Below are 23,803 nucleotides of genomic sequence, written 5' to 3'. Positions count from 1 at the left end.
TTGCTGACCGGCGAGACGCTGCCGGTATTCGCGCAACCCGGCACGCAGGTCAGCGCCGGCGAGGTGAACCTGACCGGCCCGTTGACCATCCGCGCCACGGCGGTGGGCGAGGACACCTCGCTGCACCGGATGGCCGATCTGGTGGCCATCGCCGAATCCGGGCGGTCGCGCTATACCTCGCTGGCTGACAAGGCGGCCAAGCTTTACGCGCCCGGCGTGCATATTCTGTCGGCGCTCAGCTTCGTGGGCTGGTACCTCTATTCCGGCGATATCCGTACGGCGCTGAACATCGCCGCCGCAGTGCTGATCATCACCTGTCCCTGTGCGCTGGGGCTGGCGGTTCCGGCGGTGACGACGGCGGCATCAGGGCGCCTGTTCCGCAAGGGGATGCTGATCAAGCACGCCACGGCGCTGGAACGTCTGGCCGAGGTCGACACGGTCGTGTTCGACAAAACCGGCACTCTGACCGCAGGTACGCCGGATCTGGTGAACCTGCCTGAAATCGCCCGGAACGATCTGGCCATTGCGTTGGCGCTGGCCGAGGCGTCGGCGCACCCCTTGTCGGTTGCCTTGGCGCGCGCGGCGCGGGATGCGGGGATCACCCCGGCAGATATCTCCGAGATCGCCGAGGTTCCGGGTTTTGGTACCGAGGGCCAGCATGCCGGACAGCTGGTGCGTCTGGGTCGGGCGGAATGGGTGGGCGCTCCGGACAGCGCCGAAACCACGGCGTGGCTGGCGGTGGGGGGCCGCGCGCCCGTTGCCTTCCGGTTTGTCGACAGCCTGCGCCCCGGAGCGGCCGAGGCAGTGCGCGCCCTGCGCGACGGCGGCAAGAATGTCATCCTGATCTCGGGTGATACGTCGAGTGCCGTGCAGGCTTTGGCCGAGAAGCTGGGTATCGAGAGCTGGATCGCCCGGGCCCTGCCGCAGGACAAGGCGGCCCACATCCAGAAGCTGACCGATCAGGGCCATCGCGTTCTGATGGTGGGTGACGGGCTGAATGACACGGCGGCGCTGGCGGCGGCGCATGTGTCGATCTCGCCAGCCTCGGCACTGGACGCGGCGCGTGTGGCCTCGGATATCGTGCTGCTGGGCACCGATCTGTCGCCGATCGCCGATGCCTGTCGGACTGCTGAAAAGGCAACGAAGCGGATTCGCGAAAACTTCCGGATCGCGACCATCTACAACGTGATCGCCGTGCCGCTGGCGGTGGCCGGCCTGGCAACGCCCCTGATCGCGGCCTTGGCGATGTCGACCTCGTCGATTACCGTATCCCTGAACGCCCTGCGCCTGAGGTGACCTGAATGGAAGTGCTGGCTTATCTGATTCCGATTTCCCTGTTTCTGGGCGGCGTTGGCCTTGTGGCCTTCATCTATACCGTGCGCACCAACCAGTATGATGACCCCGAGGGCGACGCCCGCCGCATCCTGAGCAACCAGTGGGATGATCACCCCAAGCCGTGACGGTCCCGTCGCCGGCCCTTGAAATTGCCGCAATGCCCGGCTATGTCCGGCCCATTCGCTAGTAGAGAGATCAAGCCTCATGGCCACCACAAACCCCATCCAGTTCATTCAGCAAGTCCGTGCCGAAGTCTCGAAGGTCGTCTGGCCGACCCGGCGCGAGGTGCTGCTGACCACGGTCATGGTGTTCATCATGGCGGCGCTGACCGCGGTGTTCTTCGCGCTGGTCGATCTGGGCATCCGCGGCGGGCTGCAACTGATCCTGGGTGCGTTCAACTAGGTCTGGCCACGCGGGTGGGGCCGCGCAGGAGATCCCGTCATAACGCCCTCTTGGCGCACTGCCCTCTTGCACAGCGTGCGATGTCGGTTTAGGTGACGCGGTACCTTACGGGATGGGCGTGCGGCGATTCGGGCTGCGCGCCGCTTTTTATTCCGGATCACGCGGCGGGGCCGCGACAGAATTTCAATTCCGGTGCGCCCTTTGACGCGGCGCGCCAAAGGCAAACAAGGACGGCAGGTTCATGGCGAAACGGTGGTACTCGGTCAGCGTTCTTTCGAATTTCGAAAAGAAGATCGCAGAGCAGATCCGCACGGCTGTGGCCGAACAGGGCCTTGAGGACGAGATCGACGAGGTTCTGGTTCCCACCGAAGAGGTGATCGAGGTGCGCCGCGGCAAGAAGGTCACGACCGAGCGCCGCTTCATGCCCGGTTACGTTCTGGTCCACATGGAAATGTCGGACAAGGGCTATCACCTGATCAACTCGATCAACCGGGTCACGGGTTTTCTGGGCCCGCAGGGCCGCCCGATGCCGATGCGCGACGCCGAGGTGAACCAGATCCTCAACCGCGTGCAGGAAGGCGAAGAAGCGCCGCGCACCCTCATCAGCTTCGAGGTGGGCGAGAAGGTCAAGGTCAACGACGGCCCGTTCGAGGATTTCGACGGCATGGTCGAAGGCGTGGACGAAGAGAACCAGAAGCTGAAGGTTTCGGTCTCGATCTTCGGTCGCGAAACCCCGGTCGAGCTGGACTTTACCCAGGTGACCAAGCAGGGCTGAAGGCTCTTCCATCATTTTATGCGCGCCGCGATGTCACACGCATCGCGGCGTTTTTCATTTCGTGTGCAACGAGTCGGGGCGGGGCTTGTCTGCGCCCAAGTATCGACACATTTTTCTTGGATTTTTTCCAGCAGGGCAACAATCGAGGAACGGCTGAAAAATGACAGCTTTTGCGCAGGATGTAGAGGCCATCAAAGGCAAGGAGACGGTCAATGTTTCCAGTCAACTTGTAGAAGTCGCGCGTGCGACTGGCATAAGCCCGTTTTCGCTTGCTTTTGATTTTCTCAAGCTGCGCAGAAAAAGCGGCAAGTTGAAGTTCTATGAGTATTTCCTGTATGAACTCTATGATCGCGCGCGTTGGTCGGATGTCGAGCGCGAGGAATTCGTTTCCGCCCACATTCACTGGCCGCTCGTCAATGCCTGCAATGACGCACAGTGGTGGGCGTTAACCGAAGACAAATGGCTGTCCGCCTGTTTTCTCGAACATAACGGCGTGCCGACCCCGAAGATACTGGCCGTTTTTGACCGCAGCGCCCGCCATTTCGGCAATACGCCGAAGCTGACGAGCGCCGCAGACCTGAAGTCCTTCTTGTCGGCCCGGGGGCCGGCCCCTGTCTTTGCGAAGCCCATCGGTGGCATGTGGAGCGCCGGCGCCATGCGAATATCGGCGCATACCGACACGCATGTCATCGCGGATGGCCATGACCCACAGACATTCGACGCGTTCGCCGACTCGGTCCTTGGAGAGATCCCTTACATCTTTCAGGACTGTCTCAAGCCGCACAGGTTCTTCGATGGCATCACCGATGCGATCGCAACCGTGCGTTGCCTGAACCTCATCGACGACAATCAGCTTTCCGTGCCGTTTGCGATGCTCAAGCTGCCCATGGCAGGCAATATCGCCGACAATTTCTGGCGTCCGGGCAACCTGTTGTGCAACCTTGACCCGGAGACCGGAGAAGTGAAGGGCCTGGCGGCCGTGGAAAATGGCCGCCGTGTCGCGTTGGATGCGCTGCCGGACTCGGAGCGCAAACTTGTCGGTGAAACGCTGCCGTTCTGGGACGATTTGAGGGAATTGAATCGGAAGATCGCGTTTCTGCATGCGGCGAACCACTTCGGGTCGACTGATATCGCACTGACGGACGATGGGCCGGTTGCGGTCGAGGTCAACAACGGCTGTGCGTTCGAACTCATGCAGATTGCGACGGGCAGAGGCTTTCTCGACAGCCGGATGCGGGCGTTCTTCAGCAAACACAACGTGAAACTCTAACGCTTCGTCGCCGAAGTGCCGAGGCGCATGCGGGGCAGGCGGGCCCGTGTTAAGCTCCTATCGGCAGCCCCTTGCCAACCCCTCCGTTCCGCTGTAAACGCCGCCTCTATCGTCTTCGGGCGAGATTCTCTCGTGGGAGATCGCAGGGATCGCGATTCCGGATCGGACCACGCAACACAAACCGGGTGGAACGCGTTTCACCTACGTTGAAAGGAAAACCAAATGGCCAAGAAGCTTGCTGGTACGATGAAGCTGCAGGTTCCTGCAGGTCAGGCGAACCCGTCGCCGCCAGTTGGTCCGGCGCTGGGTCAGCGCGGCATCAACATCATGGAATTCTGCAAGGCGTTCAACGCCAAGACCGCAGACATGGAGCCCGGCGCTCCGTGCCCGACCGTGATCACCTACTATCAGGACAAGTCCTTCACCATGGACATCAAGACGCCGCCCGCGTCTTACTACCTGAAGAAGGCGGCCGGTCTGAAGCCGGTCGGCAAGCGCAACCGCCCGAAAGGTGCGGAGAACCCCGGTCGTGAGACCGTGGCAACCGTGACCACCAAGCAGGTGCGCGAAATCGCCGAAGCCAAAATGAAGGATCTGAACGCGACCGACATCGAAGGCGCAATGAAGATCATCCTGGGCTCGGCCCGTTCCATGGGCATCGAGGTGAAATAAGATGGCAAAACTCGGTAAACGTACCCGCGCAGCGCGCGAAGCCGTCGCCGGCAAGGAAAACCTGTCGGTCGAGGAAGCTGTCAAACTGGTCAAGGCCAACGCGACCGCGAAGTTCGACGAAACCATCGAAATCGCCATGAACCTGGGTGTCGACACCCGCCACGCCGACCAGATGGTGCGCGGCGTCGTCGGTCTGCCGAACGGCACCGGCAAGGACATGCGCGTTGCCGTTTTCGCCCGTGGCCCCAAGGCCGACGAGGCGAAAGAGGCCGGTGCTGACATCGTCGGCGCCGAGGACCTGATGGAAAGCATCCAGGCTGGCAACATCGACTTTGACCGTTGCATCGCGACCCCGGACATGATGCCGATCGTCGGTCGTCTGGGTAAGATCCTGGGCCCCCGCAACCTGATGCCGAACCCCAAGGTCGGCACCGTGACCATGGACGTGAAAGCGGCCGTGGAAGCAGCCAAGGGCGGTGAAGTTCAGTTCAAGGCGGAAAAAGGCGGCGTCGTGCATGCCGGCGTCGGCAAAGCCTCGTTCGACGAAGCCAAGCTGGCCGAGAACGTCCGCGCCTTCATTTCGGCCGTGGCCAAGGCCAAGCCGTCGGGCGCCAAAGGCACCTACATGAAGAAGATCGCGCTGAGCTCGACAATGGGCCCCGGGGTGACCGTGGACGTCGCAGAGGCTGCGGCTGAATAAGCCGACACGTTCCTACGGGATTTCGAACCCCGGGTGGCCCTGCTGCCCGGGGTTTTTCATTTCTCCGAGGGTGCTTCAGCCGGCATGACCGCCGAAAACCTGATGGGACACCTCGCGCACGCGCGCCTTGTCAGCCTCGAGCCTGAGGTCGCGTTCTGCAATGGACTGCGCTTGGTCGGCGGCCTCTTGGGCCGCCTTCACCATGGCGGCATCTTGCGATTTTGCCAGCCGCGTCAATGCGTTCAGAAGAGCTTCGTGCACCTCGACCTTGTCGCCTGCATCTCTAGAAATGGCCGCATAGGCGTCGCGGAGATACAGATCCGTTGGGATTGCAGGTGCGTGGATTCTCGGGAAACGCGGCTCGTCGGTGTGAAGACGCCGTGCGCCAAGCGGCAGAAGAACCCGCAGCAGTCTCTCGATCATCTGGATCGCCGTCATCGGATCATTGATCCCGGGCGACAGCGCGCGTTGGGCGATTTCCGACAGGGTTTGAATGCCAAAGCGCGGATCCTGGTCAAAACTGCGCTCGGTTCCGATCACAAAGGCTTCCTGAATGGTCTTGCTGTCAATTTCCTTGGTGGTCTTGGCCAACGGTTCGCCTTCGATGACGAACTGCCCCGGCAGCGCAATGATCCATATCTCGCTGTCGTTTTCCTCGGCGCAGGAATTCAGCATTCCCACATCCACGTGCCGCACGTTCCCGGTGGCACTTGCCCTAACCTCGTGACTGGCCGGCGGAATGTCATCGGAGGCTTGGTAGGGCAAGGCGCCAAGGCAAGGGAGTTCGATGGATCGGGTGATCGTGTCCGTTGCGTTCTGTTCGATCTTCCGTGCTGTTTCGGAAATACTGCCGTAGCTGGGCAACTGGTCGATCCATAGCAGCAGGGCCAGCGTCACGAGGAAGATGACCACAAGCGTGAACGCCAGCGCTACAGCAATGGATTGCTGGGTGTAGACCCCGGTTTCAACCAGGATCAACGACACTAGGGCGAAGATGAAAGCGCCGAGAAAGGTCGCCAGCACGTTCTGCGAAACACTGTCTTCTTCGATCACCTGCTGCGCGCGCGGTGACGACTGGTTCGAGGCCCAACGTTGCGCCGCGACCATGATCGAAAGTGAGAATGTCGTAACGGCCAGCATCGACGATGCGAGAATGGCAAGAATCTTTGCCACCGCCTCGGCGCTCAGCCGTTGTGCAAGAAAATCCGGGACAAAGCCGCCCAGGTAGGTGCCAACTCCCGCGCTGACCACGGCCAACGCGGCGATCAGGCTGGTGCGAACCCATAATTGACGGGAAATCTGCCGGAACAGGAACTGCGGCTTTGAAATGGATTTCAGATCGATCATCCGTCGATCCTGTTCGGGTTTTCGGCTATTGTCTACCGGCTTGAGGAATGGGCCAATTTAGGCCTTGGAAACCCCGGCCATCTGCCCTAAAGAGAGCTACGGAATAAAGCGTGCGATTCGTCGTGCGCTTTATTTCGTTTCGTCCAAGACGGTGGGTGGGTCCATCCGGTCCCTTAATTTCCTGCCTGAGACGGGTAAGACCAAAAGATCGAGGGTCCCGCCCTCGGGCGATATTTTGGCTCCACCCCGTATCACGGACCTGAACGCCGTGGCGCAAGCTACGGCAAAATTGAGCCGGGATGAAATTTCGTCCCTAACTTGGAGAGAACTGTGGATAGAGCCCAGAAAGAGAAAGTGGTCGAGGAACTCGGCCAGATCTTCGAAAGCTCTGGCGTCGTGGTGGTTGCTCACTACGCCGGTCTGACAGTTGCCGAGATGCAGGACCTGCGCGCGCGTGCACGCGAAGCGGGCGGTTCCGTGCGTGTTGCCAAGAACAGGCTCGCCAAAATCGCCCTCGAGGGTAAGCCGTGTGCAAGCATGGCCGACCTGCTGACGGGTATGACCGTTCTGACCTATTCCGAGGACCCCGTGGCAGCAGCCAAGGTGGCCGAGGACTTCGCCAAGGAGAACAAGAAGTTCGAAATCCTTGGCGGTGCAATGGGCGAGAACGCTCTTGATCGCAAAGGCGTCGAAGCCGTCTCGAAAATGCCGTCGCGTGAGGAGCTCATTGCTTCGATCGTGGGCTGCATTGGCGCACCTGCTTCGAACATCGCCGGCGCGATTGGCGCACCTGCAAGCAACATCGCAAGCATCCTTTCCACCATCGAAGAGAAGGCGGAAGCTGCGTAAGCGGTTGGCACTGAATGATCTGCGTGGGGCGCATGCCCTGACGTTGGAACACACACTGTAAACGGAAAGAGCTGATACAATGGCTGATCTGAAGAAACTGGCAGAAGAGATCGTTGGTCTGACCCTGCTGGAAGCACAAGAACTGAAAACCATCCTCAAGGACGAGTACGGCATCGAGCCCGCAGCTGGCGGCGCCGTCATGGTCGCAGCTGGTGGCGATGCCGCCGGTGGCGCAGCCGAGGAAGAGAAGACCGAATTCGACGTCGTTCTGAAGAACGCCGGCGCTTCGAAAATCAACGTCATCAAAGAAGTTCGCGGCATCACCGGCCTGGGCCTGAAAGAAGCCAAGGAACTGGTCGAAGCCGGCGGCAAGATCAAAGAAGCTGTGTCGAAAGACGAAGCCGAAGAGATCAAGGGCAAGCTGGAAGCAGCTGGCGCCGAGGTCGAGCTGGCCTAAGTCGGTCTGCTGGTGCATCGCTGAAGCACCGCAAATTCTGGCTGGGTCCGGAGAAATCCGGGCTCAGCCGAACCTGTCTTAGAAAGGGCCCCATGCGGCGGGGTGTTTTCTAAGACGCGGTTCGCGGATCGGGAGGCTGCCACTCGGGACGGTGGCCATGAATTGATCCGGACGTGTTGTCTCGTATGGAAAAGGTGCCGGAGCCCGGCGGTGCCTTTCTCCGCTGAGAATATCGAAAGGTGACATCTGACATGGCTCAATCGTTCCTTGGCCAGAAACGTCTTCGGAAATACTACGGCAAAATCCGCGAAGTTCTGGAAATGCCGAACCTCATCGAGGTCCAGAAATCTTCTTATGATCTGTTCCTGCGCTCTGGCGATGCCGACCAGCCGACCGACGGCGAAGGCATTCAAGGCGTGTTCCAGTCGGTTTTCCCGATCAAGGATTTCAACGAAACTTCCGTGCTGGAGTTTGTGAAATACGAGTTGGAAAAGCCGAAATACGACGTCGAGGAATGTATGCAGCGCGACATGACCTACAGCGCGCCGCTGAAGGTCACCCTGCGTCTGATCGTGTTCGATGTCGATGAAGATACCGGGGCCAAATCGGTCAAGGACATCAAGGAGCAGGACGTGTTCATGGGCGACATGCCCCTGATGACGCCGAACGGTACCTTCATCGTGAACGGCACCGAGCGCGTGATCGTGTCCCAGATGCACCGCAGCCCGGGCGTGTTCTTCGACCACGACAAGGGCAAGACCCATTCTTCGGGCAAGCTGCTGTTCGCCTGCCGCATCATCCCGTATCGCGGCAGCTGGCTGGACTTCGAGTTCGACGCCAAGGACATCGTCTATGCCCGCATCGACCGTCGCCGCAAATTGCCGGTGACCACGCTGCTCTATGCGCTGGGCTTGGACCAGGAAGGCATCATGGATGCCTACTACAACACCGTGTCCTACAAGCTGGACAAGAAAAAGGGCTGGGTCACCCCGTTTTTCCCCGAGCGCGTACGCGGCACCCGCCCGACCTATGACTTGGTCGACGCCAAGACCGGCGAAGTCATTGCCGAGGCGGGCAAGAAGGTCACTCCGCGCGCGGTCAAGCAGTTGATCGACGAGGGCAAGGTTACCCACCTGCTGGTGCCCTTCGATCACATCGTGGGCAAGTTCGTCGCCAAGGACATCATCAATGAAGAAACCGGCGCGATCTATGTCGAGGCCGGTGACGAGCTGACGCTGGAATACGACAAGGATGGCGAGCTGATCGGCGGCACCGTGAAGGAGCTGATCGACGCGGGCATCACCGACATTCCGGTTCTCGACATCGACAACGTCAACGTCGGCCCCTACATCCGCAACACCATGGCGCAGGACAAGAACATGAACCGGGAAACCGCGCTCATGGACATCTACCGCGTCATGCGCCCGGGCGAGCCGCCGACCGTCGAGGCTGCCTCGGCCCTGTTCGACACGCTGTTCTTCGACAGCGAGCGGTATGACCTGTCCGCCGTGGGCCGCGTCAAGATGAACATGCGCCTGGCGCTGGACAAGCCCGACACCCAGCGCACGCTGGACCGCGAAGATATCGTGGCCTGCATCAAGGCGCTGGTGGAGCTGCGCGACGGCAAGGGCGACATCGACGACATCGACCACCTGGGTAATCGCCGCGTCCGCTCGGTCGGCGAACTGATGGAAAACCAGTACCGCGTCGGCCTGCTGCGCATGGAGCGCGCCATCAAGGAGCGCATGTCGTCGGTCGAGATCGACACCGTCATGCCGCAGGACCTGATCAACGCGAAACCGGCCGCGGCTGCTGTGCGTGAATTCTTCGGCAGCTCGCAGCTGTCGCAGTTCATGGACCAGACCAACCCGCTGTCGGAAGTCACCCACAAACGCCGCCTGTCGGCGCTTGGGCCGGGCGGCCTGACCCGCGAGCGTGCGGGCTTTGAGGTGCGCGACGTGCACCCGACGCACTATGGCCGGATGTGCCCGATTGAAACGCCGGAAGGTCCAAACATCGGTCTGATCAACTCTCTGGCCACCTTCGCCCGCGTGAACAAGTACGGCTTCATCGAAACGCCCTATCGCGTCGTCAAAGACGGGCAGGTGACCGACGAGGTCCACTACATGTCCGCGACCGAGGAAATGCGTCACACCGTGGCGCAGGCCAACGCGACGCTGGACGAGAACGGCAAGTTCATCAACGATCTGGTCTCGACCCGTCAGGCCGGCGACTACACGCTTGCCCCGCGCGAGAACGTGGACCTGATCGACGTGTCGCCGAAACAGCTGGTGTCGGTTGCGGCTTCGTTGATTCCGTTCCTGGAAAACGACGACGCGAACCGCGCTCTCATGGGCTCGAACATGCAACGTCAGGCGGTTCCGCTGCTGCGCGCCGAGGCGCCGCTGGTCGGTACGGGGATCGAGGGCAAGGTTGCCATCGACTCGGGCGCTGCGATCCAGGCGAAGCGCGCGGGCATCATCGACCAGGTCGATGCCCAGCGTATCGTGATCCGCGCCACCGAAGATCTGGAGCTGGGCGATGCGGGCGTTGACATCTATCGTCTGCGCAAGTTCCAGCGGTCGAACCAGAACACCTGCATCAACCAGCGTCCGCTGGTGAAGGTGGGCCAGGAAGTCAAGAAGGGCGAGGTCATCGCCGACGGTCCGTCGACCGACATGGGTGAACTGGCGCTCGGCAAGAACGTGATCGTCGCGTTCATGCCGTGGAATGGCTACAACTACGAAGACTCGATCCTGATTTCCGAACGCATCGCGCGCGACGACGTATTCACCTCGGTCCATATCGAGGAATTCGAAGTCGCCGCCCGCGACACCAAGCTTGGCCCGGAAGAGATCACCCGCGACATCCCGAACGTCGGTGAAGAAGCGCTGCGCAACCTCGATGAGGCGGGCATCGTCTACATCGGTGCCGACGTCGAGCCGGGCGACATTCTGGTCGGCAAGATCACTCCGAAGGGCGAAAGCCCGATGACCCCGGAAGAAAAGCTGCTGCGCGCCATCTTCGGCGAAAAGGCATCCGACGTGCGCGACACCTCGCTGCGCGTGAAGCCGGGCGATTACGGTACGGTCGTCGAAGTCCGCGTCTTCAACCGTCACGGCGTCGAGAAAGACGAGCGTGCGCTGCAGATCGAGCGCGAGGAAGTCGAACGTCTGGCCCGTGACCGGGATGACGAGCTGGCGATCCTCGACCGCAACATCTATGCGCGTCTTAAGTCGATGCTGCTGGGCAAGACCGCCGTCAAGGGGCCGAAAGGCGTCAAGGCAGGCTCGGAAATCACCGAACAGCTGCTCGAGTCGCTGACCCGCGGTCAGTGGTGGCAGCTGGCGCTGGAAGACGAGAAGGACGCGCAGGTCGTCGAGGCCCTGAACGAGCAGTACGAGGTGCAGAAACGCGCCCTGGATGCCCGCTTCGAGGACAAGGTCGAGAAGGTCCGCCGTGGCGACGACCTGCCGCCGGGCGTGATGAAGATGGTCAAGGTCTTCATTGCCGTGAAGCGCAAGCTGCAGCCGGGCGACAAGATGGCCGGCCGTCACGGGAACAAGGGTGTGATCTCGAAAGTCGTGCCGATGGAGGATATGCCGTTCCTTGCCGATGGTACCCCGGTCGACTTCTGTCTGAACCCGTTGGGTGTGCCGTCGCGAATGAACGTCGGTCAGATCCTTGAAACCCACATGGGTTGGGCCGCGCGCGGTCTGGGTCTGAAGATCGACGAGGCGCTGCAGGAATACCGCCGCTCGGGCGACCTGACGCCGGTGCGCGATGCGATGAAGCACGCCTATGGCGAGGACGTCTATGCCGAGGGTATCTCGAACATGGACGAGGACGAACTGGTCGAAGCGGCCAGCAACGTCACCCGCGGCGTACCGATCGCAACCCCGGTCTTCGACGGTGCGAAAGAGGCCGACGTCAACGACGCGCTGGTTCGCGCCGGTTTTGACACCAGCGGTCAGTCGATCCTGTTCGACGGCCGCACCGGCGAGCAGTTCGCGCGTCCAGTGACTGTGGGCGTCAAGTACCTGCTGAAACTGCACCACCTGGTGGACGACAAGATTCACGCACGTTCGACCGGGCCCTACAGCCTGGTGACCCAGCAGCCGCTGGGCGGCAAGGCGCAGTTCGGTGGTCAGCGCTTTGGTGAGATGGAGGTCTGGGCCCTGGAAGCCTATGGCGCCGCCTACACCCTGCAGGAGATGCTCACCGTGAAGTCGGATGACGTCGCCGGCCGGACCAAGGTCTATGAGTCGATCGTCAAGGGCGAGGACAACTTCGAGGCGGGCGTACCGGAATCGTTCAACGTTCTGGTGAAAGAAGTCCGTGGTCTCGGCCTGAACATGGAGTTGTTGGACGCGGTTGAGGACGAAGGGTAAACCCTTTTGCCCACCGCGCCTTTCAAAAGCACCGGGATGGGCTTTGCCCATCCCGGTAAACGCAATCACGAGGGTTCTTGCATGAACCAGGTCACGCTCAGAGGTCTGCTGGTGGCGCCTGGCGCCAGTCGCGTCTTTCTGCGCCTGCCCGTTTCGGGTGGGGTGGAGGCGTAATGGCGGATCGTGTGTCCAGCGCAGCGGTTTCGGTCCCTGCTGCGGGGTCTGAAGGCATGTTTCGTGACGTGGCTCTGCTTTTGGTGACAAATGCAGAGAACGAGCGTTTCGTGCCTGCGATCCTGCGGACATTGCAGCAGTTCTGGCCTGGACATCCGGAATGCATCGTTGTGACCAATGGTGCCTATGACGCCGATCCTGTCATTCGCACCGGCGGTGCGACCGTCACGGGCATTCTGGATGAGGCCGTACAGCAACTGCGCCGCGATCGTCCGAATCTACGGCATGTGTTTCTGCTGCAGGACGTGTTCTGTCCGCTCGCGCCGGTGGACAATGCGATGGTCGCCGCCGCCATGGAGAGCGTTCGTGCGCATGACCTGAAATATGTCCTGTTCCAATGGCCGGGCGATTTCAGCAAAGCGCTTGACCCGGAAAGTGGTCCGGTGATCCGGGACGCTGGCCTGGAACTGACCCCGATCCGCTCAAACTGGGAAGCCGTGAATTCTCTGGCCCCGGCGTTGTGGAGCCTTGATCATCTTGCGTCAGTCGCCGGCCACAAAGCCGCGGAAGGGTACAACAGTCTGCGTCTGTTCGAGCAGCCTTCTCAAACGAACGAAGTCCTGCACTACATGCAGATGGAGGCGTGGCCCGTGGTCGGTGGCGGGTTTCTGTCCGACGGCCAGATCAATCCCAAGGCGGTGTCGCGCAAGGAGTTTCCGGCGTCACCGTTGCTGTCGCAGCTGCGGGTCGAATATTGCGGTGTCGATAGCGCCAAGGCGGCCCGCCGCAAATATGATCTGGGCAAAATTGCCGGATGGTTCAAGCGTGGGTCCGAGCGGCGGCGCCGCTGGAAAGAGATCGCAGCGCGTGAACCCAGTGCGGGACCGTCGGACGTGTTTCGTGACACGGTCCTTCTGGTATCGACCTACTCGAAGAACGAACATTACATCCCCGCCGTGCTGCACACGGTCGATCGGATGTGGCCGGGTCATCCGGACTGTTTCGTTGCGACGGACGGGGATCTGGACGTGCCCAACACCCTGCGGTTTCCCGGTCGCAGTTTTGTTGAAATCCTGGGCGATGCCGCGCGCAGGATCAAACAGGATAGACCGGATACCCGGTTCGTGTTTCTGGTGCTCGAAGACCTGTGCCCGCTTGGACCGGTGAACACCCCAATGATCGAGGCGGCCGTGGCAAAGGCGCGGACGCATGGCCTGAAATATGTGCTTTTCCCGTGGCATGGTGATTTTACCTGGACCTATGACCGGACGGCTGGGCCGACCTTCTTCGGTCCGGACATGGAACTGGTTCCAATGCGGCGGGACTGGGAGGCGCCGAATTCGCTAGTGGCTGCGCTTTGGGACATCGATCACCTGATATGGATGGCCGAGCAGAAGCTGGAAGCCGGCATCCACGACCCTTGGCGGTTCGAGTTCGAATTGCCCGGAAACCCGCATGTACACTATATCCAAGTCAATGGATGGCCCACGGTGTGCGATGGGTTCATGGTCGGCGGAAAGCTGAACGACCTGGCGCCCGCCGACACCGATTTTCCGCCAACCGCGATCATGTCGAAACTCCGCAAACAGTATTGCGGGGTCGACAACCAGATAATTGCCCGATTGAAATACGGCTTGAAAACACTGTCCGAAGCGATCAAGGCGCGCCTGGCGCGCAAACCGGCAAAGGACACCAAAGTGACTGAGACGGCCAAACCTGCTGGAGACCTGTGATGAATCAGGAACTGACCCAAGGAAACAATCCCTTCAACCCGCTGACCCCGCCCAAGGTCTTTGATGAAATCAAGGTCTCGCTGGCGTCGCCGGAACGGATCCTGTCTTGGTCTTATGGCGAGATCAAGAAGCCGGAAACCATCAACTATCGCACGTTCAAGCCCGAGCGTGACGGCCTGTTCTGCGCGCGTATCTTTGGCCCGATCAAAGATTACGAATGTCTGTGCGGCAAGTACAAGCGGATGAAGTATCGCGGCGTCGTTTGCGAGAAATGCGGTGTGGAAGTCACCCTGCAGAAGGTCCGCCGCGAGCGTATGGGCCACATCGAACTGGCCGCGCCCGTCGCACATATCTGGTTCCTGAAATCGCTGCCCTCCCGCATCGGTCTGATGCTGGACATGACCCTGCGCGATCTGGAACGCGTTCTGTATTTCGAAAACTATGTCGTCATCGAGCCCGGTCTGACCGACCTGACCTATGGCCAGATGCTGACCGAGGAAGAGTACATGGACGCGCAGGATGCCTATGGCATGGACGCGTTCAAGGCCAATATCGGCGCCGAAGCCATCCGCGAGATGCTGCAGAACATCGACCTCGAGGCCGAGGCCGAGCAGCTGCGCGCGGATCTGGCCGAAGCCACCGGTGAGCTGAAGCCCAAGAAGATCATCAAGCGCCTGAAGGTCGTCGAGTCCTTCCTGGAATCTGGCAACCGCCCGGAATGGATGGTGATGACCGTGATCCCGGTCATCCCGCCGGAACTGCGCCCGCTGGTGCCGCTGGATGGTGGCCGTTTCGCGACCTCGGATCTGAACGATCTGTATCGTCGCGTCATCAACCGGAACAACCGTCTGAAGCGTCTGATCGAACTGCGCGCGCCTGACATTATCGTCCGCAACGAAAAGCGGATGCTGCAGGAATCGGTTGACGCCCTGTTCGACAACGGCCGTCGTGGCCGCGTGATCACCGGCGCCAACAAGCGTCCGTTGAAATCGCTGTCGGACATGCTGAAGGGCAAGCAGGGTCGCTTCCGACAGAACCTTCTGGGGAAACGCGTCGACTTCTCGGGCCGTTCGGTCATCGTGACTGGCCCCGAGCTCAAGCTGCACCAGTGTGGTCTGCCCAAGAAGATGGCGCTGGAGCTGTTCAAGCCGTTCATCTACTCGCGGCTAGAAGCCAAGGGTCTGTCTTCGACCGTGAAGCAGGCGAAGAAGCTGGTCGAGAAAGAGCGCCCCGAAGTGTGGGACATCCTCGACGAGGTGATCCGCGAGCACCCGGTAATGCTGAACCGGGCGCCGACGCTACACCGCCTGGGCATTCAGGCGTTCGAGCCGGTTCTGATCGAAGGAAAGGCGATCCAGCTGCACCCGCTGGTTTGTTCGGCCTTCAACGCCGACTTCGACGGGGACCAGATGGCTGTTCACGTTCCGCTGAGCCTTGAGGCACAGTTGGAAGCGCGCGTTCTGATGATGTCGACGAACAACGTTTTGTCGCCTGCAAACGGCGCGCCGATCATCGTTCCGTCGCAGGATATGATTCTGGGTCTGTACTATCTGACCCTGGAACGCGAAGGCATGCCGGGCGAAGGCAAGGTGTTCGGCTCGATCGAAGAGGTCCAGCACGCGTTGGACGCGGGCGAGGTGCACCTGCACTCGAAGATCATCGCGCGGATCACCCAGATCGACGAAGAGGGCAACGAAGTTCAGAAGCGCTATGAGACCACGCCGGGCCGCGTGCGCCTGGGGGCTCTGCTGCCCAAGAACAACAAGGCGCCGTTCGATCTGGTCAACCGTCTTCTGCGCAAGAAAGAGGTGCAGCAGGTCATCGACACCGTCTACCGCTACTGCGGTCAGAAAGAGTCGGTGATCTTCTGTGACCAGATCATGTCGATGGGCTTCCGCGAGGCGTTCAAGGCGGGCATCTCGTTCGGCAAGGACGACATGGTAATCCCGTCCGACAAATGGGCCATCGTGGACGAGACCCGCGAGCAGGTGAAGGACTTTGAACAGCAGTACATGGACGGCCTGATCACCCAGGGCGAAAAGTACAACAAGGTCGTGGATGCCTGGTCGAAGTGCAACGACCGCGTCACCGAGGCGATGATGAACACCATCTCGGCCGTCCAGAAGGACGAGAGCGGCGCCGACAAGGAGCCGAACTCGGTCTACATGATGGCGCACTCCGGTGCCCGTGGCTCGGTCACGCAGATGAAGCAGCTGGGCGGCATGCGCGGCCTGATGGCCAAGCCGAACGGTGACATCATCGAAACGCCGATCATCTCGAACTTCAAGGAAGGTCTGACCGTTCTTGAGTACTTCAACTCGACCCACGGCGCCCGCAAGGGTCTGTCGGATACCGCTCTGAAGACGGCGAACTCGGGTTACCTGACCCGCCGCCTGGTGGACGTGGCGCAGGACTGCATCGTGCGCGAGCATGATTGCGGCACCGACCGCGCCATCACCGCCGAGGCCGCCGTCAATGACGGAGAAGTGGTCGCCTCGCTGGCCGAGCGCATCCTGGGCCGTGTCGCGGCCGAGGACATCCTGCGCCCGGGTTCGGACGAGATTCTGGTCGCTGCCGGCCAGCTGATCGACGAACGCATGGCCGACGCGATCCACGAAGCCGGTGTCCAGTCGGCCCGCATCCGCTCGCCGCTGACCTGCGAAAGCGAAGAGGGCGTCTGCGCCATGTGCTATGGCCGTGACCTGGCACGCGGCACCATGGTCAACACCGGCGAAGCGGTCGGCATCATCGCCGCCCAGTCGATCGGTGAACCCGGCACGCAGCTGACGATGCGGACCTTCCACATCGGTGGTGTTGCACAGGGCGGCCAGCAGTCGTTCCAGGAAGCCAACCAGGACGGCGTCGTCGCCTTTGAAAACCCGCAGATCCTGGTCAATGCCGCGGGCGAAAGCCTGGTCATGGGCCGGAACATGAAGCTGGTGATCAAGGACGAGCACGGAGAAGAGCGCGCCAGCTTCAAGCTGGGCTACGGCTCCAAGCTGTTCGTCAAGGATGGCGACAAGGTCAAGCGCGGCGACAAGTTGTTCGAGTGGGACCCCTACACCCTGCCGATCATCGCCGAGAAGGCCGGTACCGCGAAATATGTCGACCTGGTCTCGGGCATCGCTGTGCGGGATGAGACCGACGATGCAACCGGCATGACTCAGAAGATCGTGATCGACTGGCGTGCGGCGCCGAAAGGCAGCGACCTGAAGCCGGAAATCATCCTGGTGGACGAAAACGGCGAGCCGGTCCGCAACGATGCGGGCAACCCGGTTCACTACCCGATGTCCGTGGATGCGATCCTGTCGGTCGAGGACGGCCAGAAGATCGAGGCCGGCGACGTCGTTGCGCGTATCCCGCGCGAAGGCGCCAAGACCAAGGACATCACCGGTGGTCTGCCGCGTGTGGCCGAACTGTTCGAGGCCCGTCGCCCCAAGGATCACGCGATCATCGCCGAAATCGATGGTTACGTGCGCTTTGGCCGCGACTACAAGAACAAGCGCCGCATCTCGATTGAACCGGCGGACGAGTCGCTGGAGCCCGTCGAATACATGGTGCCCAAGGGCAAGCACATCCCGGTGCAGGAAGGCGACTTCGTGCAGAAGGGTGACTACATCATGGACGGCAACCCGGCTCCTCACGACATCCTGTCGATTCTGGGCGTCGAGGCTCTGGCCGACTACATGATCAACGAGGTGCAGGAGGTCTATCGTCTGCAGGGCGTGAAGATCAACGACAAGCACATCGAGGTCATCGTGCGCCAGATGCTGCAGAAGTGGGAGATCCTCGACTCGGGCGATACCACCCTGCTGAAGGGCGAGCATGTCGACAAGCAGGAGTTCGACGCGGCCAACGAAAAGACCATCGCCCGCGGTGGTCGTCCGGCCCAGGGCGAGCCGATCCTGCTGGGGATCACCAAGGCGTCGCTGCAGACACGTTCGTTCATCTCGGCGGCATCGTTCCAGGAAACCACCCGCGTGCTGACCGAAGCCTCGGTTCAGGGCAAGAAGGACAAGCTGGTCGGCCTGAAGGAAAACGTCATCGTCGGCCGCCTGATCCCGGCGGGTACCGGTGGCGCGACGCAGGCCGTGCGCCAGATCGCACAGCAGCGTGACAACGTGGTCATCGAGGCCCGTCGCGAAGAGGCCGAGGCCGCAGCCGCCTTGGCGGCTCCGGTGATCGACGACGACGTGATGGGCGACGATCTGGACGCGCTGATCGAAACCCCGGAAAGCCGCGAGTAAACTCCGATTTCCGTGGAACGAAACAGGCCCCGCATCTGCGGGGCCTTTTTCGTTTTTCCGAGTGCTCCCGGCATATTGACAACGGGCCGGTGGCGCGGGCCAATGGGCCGGTGATTTCCCAATGGGCCATTTCGATGACTCCGAACGTCAAGGGCGCGCTGCTGATGATGGGCAGCATGGCCGCCTTCACCGTGAACGATACGCTGGTCAAAGCGGCTGGACAGGATCTGCCGCTGTTTCAACTCGTTGCGATGCGCGGGCTGCTGGCCACTACCCTGGTGTTTCTACTGGCGCGGCGTCTGGGCGCGTTGCACCTGCGGTTTTCCGGCCATGACAGGGTTCTGGTGGCGGTGCGCTCGCTGTCCGAGCTGTTGGCCACGTTCTTCTTTCTGACCGCGCTGATGCACATGCCGCTGGCCAATGTGACGGCGGTTCTGCAGGCGCTGCCGCTGACGGTGACCCTGGGCGCGGCACTGTTCTTTGCCGAACCGATCGGATGGCGGCGAATTCTGGCCATCGCCATGGGGTTTGCCGGAATGCTGCTGATCGTGCGGCCAGGGCCGGACGGGTTCAGCCTGTATGCACTTTATGCGCTGGTAGCTGTCATGTGCGTGACTGCGCGCGACTTGATCACGCGGCGGATGTCGTCTGAGGTCCCGTCGATGGTGGTGACGCTGGCGACATCGCTGACGATCACCCTGGCGGCGGCCGTGGCCTCGGTGTTCCAGGGATGGGTGCCCGTCGCCGCGCCGACGGGTCTTCTGATCGGCTCGGCTGCCATTTTCGTTTTGCTGGGGTATCTGTTCAGCGTGATGGTCATGAGGGTGGGCGAGGTCGGGTTCGTCGCGCCGTTCCGCTATACCAGCCTGATCTGGGCGCTGGTGCTGGGCTGGGCCGTGTTCGGCGACTGGCCAGACCGGCTGACGATGCTGGGCGCGGTGCTGGTCGTAGGGGCGGGGCTGTTCACCCTGTTCCGCGAGCGGCGGCTTCAAGCCTCGGAGTAGCCGCGGCGGACGGCGTCAGCGTCGATTGCGAACCGGGTGCGGAACAGGTCCCGCTCTGCATCGTCAAGGGGGGGCAGGGCGCTTCGGTTGGTTCGCGCCTTTTGCGAGTCGTTGAAGCCGTTGAACGTTCGGACCCACATCGGCCGATCGGGCACCGTGACCACCGGCATGAACCGTCCCATGCGCTGATGGGCGAAATTCATGATGGTCAAGGGGCAGCCGCCTTGGACAAGCATACCCAGACCCACGCCCAGCAGTTTGCGCCGGACCGGCTTGGCCTGCACGCCGAAGGGACCGAACCGGGCCAGATACCCCTGGTCGAAATCAATCGCCACGGACAGGTTGCGGGCCGCGAGCTCGGTCGCCTCAACCGCCGCCTGCCGCAAGCTTTCGATGAAGTCGACCGCGACGGCGTCATCGTCATCCTGCCGGAACTGCAGGCAGGGCCGGTCAGGATGACGGCGGGCGTCGTTGAGGATCTGCTTCATCACCGCGCGATGCCGTCCGGGCTCGCGCTCGATGATCCTGACCTGCGACATTCCGGCCGTCAGGTCGCGCAGGCGGGCCTTGGCCGGTGACGGCAGGCAGGTGCCGGTCACGATGATCAATTCGAAATCGGGGTCGGTCTGGGCCTTCAGGCCCGGCAGGGCGCAGGTTTCGAGCAGGCGGAAGCGCTCGGCCAGGCGGTCGGGGCGGTACAGGTGGCGGCGCCGTGCCTCGATCGTGTCATGTTCAGTCTGGAACCCGCCGATCGCAGGGTAGGAGAACCGGCACAGGCCAATGACTTGCATGATCTCGTCCGCTTGGGTATCGCCACGCCGGACTATGCATCGGCCCGCCGCAGGCTGCAACAGGGGCCATTTCCGGCCAGTGCGGCCGTGGCTGTTGACACTTGGGCCGACTCCCCCTATACGCCCGTCATCTCGGTATGGGGGCCGCCCCGAAACCGAAATCAGAAACGGACTGGTCAAGGCCCGGACAATTTTGTCGTTCGCGCCCTCTGATAACCAACCGCGACGTTCACCTCGGAATGGGAACGCTCGCGGGTTTTGCGCTTGTGGACGCATTGGCGCAGCGAAGTTAACCGCACGCAATGCGCGTGCATGTCATGTGTGTTGCAAAACGGGGAAGAAACCGGAATGCCAACTATTCAGCAGCTGATCCGCAAGCCGCGGCAGCCCAAAGTGAAACGCTCGAAGTCCATGCACCTGGAGCAGTGCCCGCAGAAGCGCGGCGTCTGCACCCGCGTGTACACTACCACGCCGAAGAAGCCGAACTCGGCCATGCGGAAGGTCGCCAAGGTGCGCCTGACCAACGGATACGAGGTCATATCGTACATCCCCGGTGAAAGCCACAACCTGCAGGAGCACTCGGTGGTCCTGATCCGTGGCGGCCGTGTGAAAGACCTTCCGGGTGTCCGTTACCACATCCTGCGCGGTGTTCTGGATACCCAGGGCGTCAAAGACCGTAAGCAGCGTCGTTCGAAATACGGCGCGAAGCGTCCCAAGTAAGAAGGAGAGGCCGAGATGTCCCGTCGTCACGCCGCCGAAAAACGCGAAGTCCTGCCTGACGCCAAATTTGGCGACAAGGTTCTGACGAAATTCATGAACAACCTGATGATCGACGGCAAGAAGTCGGTCGCCGAGCGCATCGTCTACAACGCCTTCGACCGCATCGAAAGCAAGATCAAGCGCGCACCCGTCGAAGTGTTTCACGAAGCGCTCGACAACATCAAACCGTCGGTCGAGGTCCGCTCGCGCCGGGTTGGTGGTGCAACCTATCAGGTTCCGGTCGAAGTGCGCCCCGAGCGCCGCGAAGCGCTGGCTATCCGCTGGCTGATCGCCGCCGCGCGCAACCGCAACGAAAACACCATGGAAGAACGCCTCGCCGGTGAATTGCTGGACGCCGTACAGTCCCGCGGTACTGCCGTTAAGAAGCGCGAAGACACCCACAAGATGGCCGAGGCGAACAAAGCCTTCAGCCACTACCGCTGGTAACCCTAGAGGCTTATCCAAATGGCACGCGAATATCCGCTCGAACTATACCGTAACTTCGGTATCATGGCGCACATCGACGCAGGCAAGACAACTTGCTCGGAGCGTATCCTGTATTATACCGGCAAATCCCATAACATCGGTGAGGTGCACGATGGTGCAGCCACCATGGACTGGATGGAGCAGGAGCAGGAACGCGGCATCACCATCACCTCGGCTGCGACCACCACATTCTGGGAGCGCACCGAGGACGGTAAGACCGCCGATACCCCCAAGCACCGCCTGAACATCATCGACACCCCCGGCCACGTTGACTTCACCATCGAAGTGGAGCGCTCGCTAGCCGTTCTTGACGGTGCCGTGTGCGTTCTGGACGCAAACGCCGGTGTTGAACCCCAGACCGAAACCGTGTGGCGTCAGGCTGACCGCTACAAGGTTCCGCGCATCGTGTTCGTCAACAAGATGGACAAGATCGGCGCCGACTTCTTCAACTGCGTGCGCATGATCGAAGACCGCACCGGCGCGCGCGCCGTTCCGGTCGGTATTCCGATTGGCGCCGAGAACGAGCTGGAAGGCCTGATCGACCTGGTCACCATGGAAGAATGGCTGTGGCAGGGCGAAGACTTGGGTGCAAGCTGGGTCAAGGCTCCGATCCGCGACAGCCTGAAGGACATAGCCGAAGAGTGGCGCGGCAAGATGATCGAAGCCGCCGTCGAGCAAGACGACGACGCCATGATGGAATACCTGGAAGGCAACGAGCCCGACATCCCGACCCTGCGCAAACTGCTGCGCAAGGGCACTCTGGCGCTGGACTTCGTTCCGGTTCTGGGTGGTTCGGCGTTCAAGAACAAAGGTGTTCAGCCGCTGCTCAACGCCGTGATCGACTATTTGCCCAGCCCGCTGGACGTTGTCGACTATATGGGCTTCAAGCCTGGCGACGAGACCGAAGAGCGCAACATCGCCCGTCGTGCCGATGACAACCAGCCCTTCGCTGGCCTAGCGTTCAAGATCATGAACGACCCGTTCGTCGGTTCGCTGACCTTCACCCGGATCTACTCGGGCGTGCTGAACAAGGGCGACTCGATCCTGAACTCGACCAAGGGCAAGAAAGAGCGCATCGGTCGTATGATGATGATGCACTCGAACAACCGGGAAGAGATCGAAGAAGCGTTTGCAGGCGACATCATCGCGCTGGCGGGTCTGAAGGACACCACCACCGGTGACACCCTGTGCGACGCGAAGGATCCGGTGGTTCTGGAAACCATGACCTTCCCCGATCCGGTGATCGAGATCGCGGTCGAGCCCAAAACCAAGGGCGACCAGGAGAAGATGTCGCAGGGTCTGGCCCGTCTGGCCGCCGAAGACCCGTCCTTCCGCGTGGAAACCGACCTGGAATCGGGTCAGACCATCATGAAGGGCATGGGCGAACTTCACCTGGACATCCTGGTTGATCGTCTGAAGCGCGAGTTCAAGGTCGAAGCCAACATCGGTGCGCCGCAGGTGGCCTATCGTGAGACCATCTCGATGCCGATTGAACACACCTACACCCACAAGAAACAGTCGGGTGGTTCGGGTCAGTTCGCCGAGGTCAAGCTCGAGATCACTCCGACCGAACCGGGCGAAGGGTATTCGTTCGAAAGCCGCATCGTGGGTGGCGCCGTTCCCAAGGAATACATCCCGGGTGTCGAAAAAGGCATCCAGTCCGTCATGGACAGCGGCCCGCTGGCCGGCTTCCCTGTGATCGACTTCAAGGTTGCTCTGCTGGACGGTAAATTCCACGACGTCGACTCGAGCGTTCTGGCGTTCGAAATCGCGGCGCGGATGTGCATGCGCGAAGGTCTGAAAAAGGCCGGCGCGAAACTGCTGGAACCGATCATGAAGGTCGAAGTGATCACCCCGGAAGAGTATACCGGCGGTATCATCGGCGACCTGACTTCGCGTCGGGGCCAGGTGTCTGGACAGGAGCCGCGCGGCAACGCGATCGCCATCCAGGCCTTCGTGCCGCTGGCGAACATGTTCGGCTACATCAACACCCTGCGTTCGATGTCGTCGGGCCGTGCCCAGTTTACCATGCAGTTCGACCACTACGATCCGGTTCCGCAGAACATCGCGGAAGAGATCCAGGCGAAATACGCCTAAGCGACAAAGTTTGAGGGGGCCCGGTCTCCGGGCTCCCGTCATTACCGAAAAAGGAGGCCATCATGGCAAAGGAAAAGTTTGAGCGTACAAAACCGCACGTCAACATCGGCACGATCGGCCACGTTGACCACGGCAAGACGACGCTGACCGCAGCGATCACCAAGTATTTCGGCGACTTCAAGGCGTATGACCAGATTGACGGTGCGCCGGAAGAGAAGGCGCGCGGCATCACCATCTCGACCGCCCACGTGGAATACGAGACCGACAACCGCCACTATGCGCACGTCGACTGCCCCGGCCACGCCGACTACGTC

Annotated in this window: 19 protein-coding genes; 17 read left to right on the top strand and 2 right to left on the bottom strand. The window is 61.3% G+C overall.

Going from position 1 to position 23,803, the window contains the following annotated elements; translation table 11 throughout:
• The 7 genes from AC2FNS_RS17175 to rplA form a co-directional block, all read left to right on the top strand.
• On the top strand, positions 1 to 1,296 hold a 1,296-nt coding region (locus AC2FNS_RS17175; protein ID WP_496803921.1), incomplete at its 5' end, for a heavy metal translocating P-type ATPase.
• A 5-nt stretch (positions 1,297 to 1,301) separates the two neighbouring features.
• Positions 1,302 to 1,460 carry a cbb3-type cytochrome oxidase assembly protein CcoS gene (gene ccoS / locus AC2FNS_RS17170; protein ID WP_496682852.1) on the top strand — a complete coding sequence of 53 codons (159 nt, stop codon included), beginning with the start codon at positions 1,302 to 1,304 and terminating at the stop codon, positions 1,458 to 1,460.
• Positions 1,461 to 1,539: 79 nt separating this feature from the next.
• Positions 1,540 to 1,737 carry a preprotein translocase subunit SecE gene (gene secE / locus AC2FNS_RS17165; RefSeq protein ID WP_138842374.1) on the top strand — a complete coding sequence of 66 codons (198 nt, stop codon included), beginning with the start codon at positions 1,540 to 1,542 and terminating at the stop codon, positions 1,735 to 1,737.
• Positions 1,738 to 1,978: 241 nt separating this feature from the next.
• Positions 1,979 to 2,512, top strand: coding sequence for a transcription termination/antitermination protein NusG (gene nusG / locus AC2FNS_RS17160; protein ID WP_496689162.1), 534 nt, complete (start codon positions 1,979 to 1,981; stop codon positions 2,510 to 2,512).
• A 160-nt stretch (positions 2,513 to 2,672) separates the two neighbouring features.
• Positions 2,673 to 3,782 carry a sugar-transfer associated ATP-grasp domain-containing protein gene (locus AC2FNS_RS17155; RefSeq protein WP_496797465.1) on the top strand — a complete coding sequence of 370 codons (1,110 nt, stop codon included), beginning with the start codon at positions 2,673 to 2,675 and terminating at the stop codon, positions 3,780 to 3,782.
• Between the two features lie 222 nt (positions 3,783 to 4,004).
• Entirely contained in the window at positions 4,005 to 4,454 is a 450-nt protein-coding gene (gene rplK, locus AC2FNS_RS17150) for a 50S ribosomal protein L11 (RefSeq protein ID WP_490360594.1), read from the top strand.
• 1 nt (position 4,455) lies between these two features.
• On the top strand, positions 4,456 to 5,154 hold the full coding sequence (gene rplA, locus AC2FNS_RS17145; RefSeq protein ID WP_490360595.1) for a 50S ribosomal protein L1: 699 nt from the start codon (positions 4,456 to 4,458) through the stop codon (positions 5,152 to 5,154).
• A 75-nt stretch (positions 5,155 to 5,229) separates the two neighbouring features.
• On the opposite strand, the gene AC2FNS_RS17140 is transcribed toward rplA, so the two are convergent.
• Positions 5,230 to 6,501: a DUF2254 domain-containing protein gene (locus tag AC2FNS_RS17140; protein ID WP_496710686.1), complete on the bottom strand. Its 1,272-nt coding sequence runs from the start codon at positions 6,499 to 6,501 to the stop codon at positions 5,230 to 5,232.
• 330 nt (positions 6,502 to 6,831) lie between these two features.
• Here AC2FNS_RS17140 and rplJ point away from each other — a divergent pair, with 330 nt between their 5' ends.
• The 6 genes from rplJ (at position 6,832) to AC2FNS_RS17110 (ending at position 19,356) form a co-directional block, all read left to right on the top strand.
• Positions 6,832 to 7,350 carry a 50S ribosomal protein L10 gene (rplJ, locus tag AC2FNS_RS17135; RefSeq protein ID WP_496682842.1) on the top strand — a complete coding sequence of 173 codons (519 nt, stop codon included), beginning with the start codon at positions 6,832 to 6,834 and terminating at the stop codon, positions 7,348 to 7,350.
• 79 nt (positions 7,351 to 7,429) lie between these two features.
• On the top strand, positions 7,430 to 7,807 hold the full coding sequence (rplL, locus tag AC2FNS_RS17130; RefSeq protein ID WP_005980660.1) for a 50S ribosomal protein L7/L12: 378 nt from the start codon (positions 7,430 to 7,432) through the stop codon (positions 7,805 to 7,807).
• A gap of 251 nt (positions 7,808 to 8,058) precedes the next feature.
• Positions 8,059 to 12,198 (top strand): DNA-directed RNA polymerase subunit beta, encoded by a 4,140-nt coding sequence (gene rpoB / locus AC2FNS_RS17125; protein ID WP_496710685.1) that lies wholly within the window; start codon positions 8,059 to 8,061, stop codon positions 12,196 to 12,198.
• 257 nt (positions 12,199 to 12,455) lie between these two features.
• Positions 12,456 to 14,105, top strand: coding sequence for a hypothetical protein (locus AC2FNS_RS17120; protein WP_496710684.1), 1,650 nt, complete (start codon positions 12,456 to 12,458; stop codon positions 14,103 to 14,105).
• Positions 14,105 to 18,352: a DNA-directed RNA polymerase subunit beta' gene (rpoC, locus tag AC2FNS_RS17115; protein ID WP_496710683.1), complete on the top strand. Its 4,248-nt coding sequence runs from the start codon at positions 14,105 to 14,107 to the stop codon at positions 18,350 to 18,352. Before AC2FNS_RS17120 ends, rpoC begins: the two co-directional genes overlap by 1 nt.
• Before the next feature lie 134 nt (positions 18,353 to 18,486).
• On the top strand, positions 18,487 to 19,356 hold the full coding sequence (locus AC2FNS_RS17110) for a DMT family transporter (protein WP_496710682.1): 870 nt from the start codon (positions 18,487 to 18,489) through the stop codon (positions 19,354 to 19,356).
• Here AC2FNS_RS17110 and AC2FNS_RS17105 read toward each other — a convergent pair.
• Positions 19,341 to 20,147: a glycosyltransferase gene (locus AC2FNS_RS17105; protein WP_496710681.1), complete on the bottom strand. Its 807-nt coding sequence runs from the start codon at positions 20,145 to 20,147 to the stop codon at positions 19,341 to 19,343. The genes AC2FNS_RS17110 and AC2FNS_RS17105 overlap by 16 nt on opposite strands.
• A 348-nt stretch (positions 20,148 to 20,495) precedes the next feature.
• Here AC2FNS_RS17105 and rpsL point away from each other — a divergent pair, with 348 nt between their 5' ends.
• From rpsL to AC2FNS_RS17085, 4 genes are all read left to right on the top strand, one after another.
• Positions 20,496 to 20,867 (top strand): 30S ribosomal protein S12, encoded by a 372-nt coding sequence (gene rpsL / locus AC2FNS_RS17100; RefSeq protein ID WP_005980675.1) that lies wholly within the window; start codon positions 20,496 to 20,498, stop codon positions 20,865 to 20,867.
• A gap of 15 nt (positions 20,868 to 20,882) precedes the next feature.
• Complete coding sequence (rpsG, locus tag AC2FNS_RS17095) at positions 20,883 to 21,353, top strand: 30S ribosomal protein S7 (RefSeq protein ID WP_005980678.1); 471 nt, start codon at positions 20,883 to 20,885, stop codon at positions 21,351 to 21,353.
• Between the two features lie 18 nt (positions 21,354 to 21,371).
• The gene (gene fusA, locus AC2FNS_RS17090) at positions 21,372 to 23,489 is read left to right on the top strand and encodes an elongation factor G (RefSeq protein ID WP_496682826.1); all 2,118 of its coding nucleotides are present in this window, start codon (positions 21,372 to 21,374) and stop codon (positions 23,487 to 23,489) included.
• A gap of 62 nt (positions 23,490 to 23,551) precedes the next feature.
• A partial coding sequence (locus tag AC2FNS_RS17085) for a GTP-binding protein (protein ID WP_496787068.1) occupies positions 23,552 to 23,803 on the top strand: 252 nt, incomplete at its 3' end.

The organism is Ruegeria sp. BHSA191, assembly GCF_059613325.1.
This window is presented reverse-complemented; position numbering and strand designations above follow the sequence as displayed.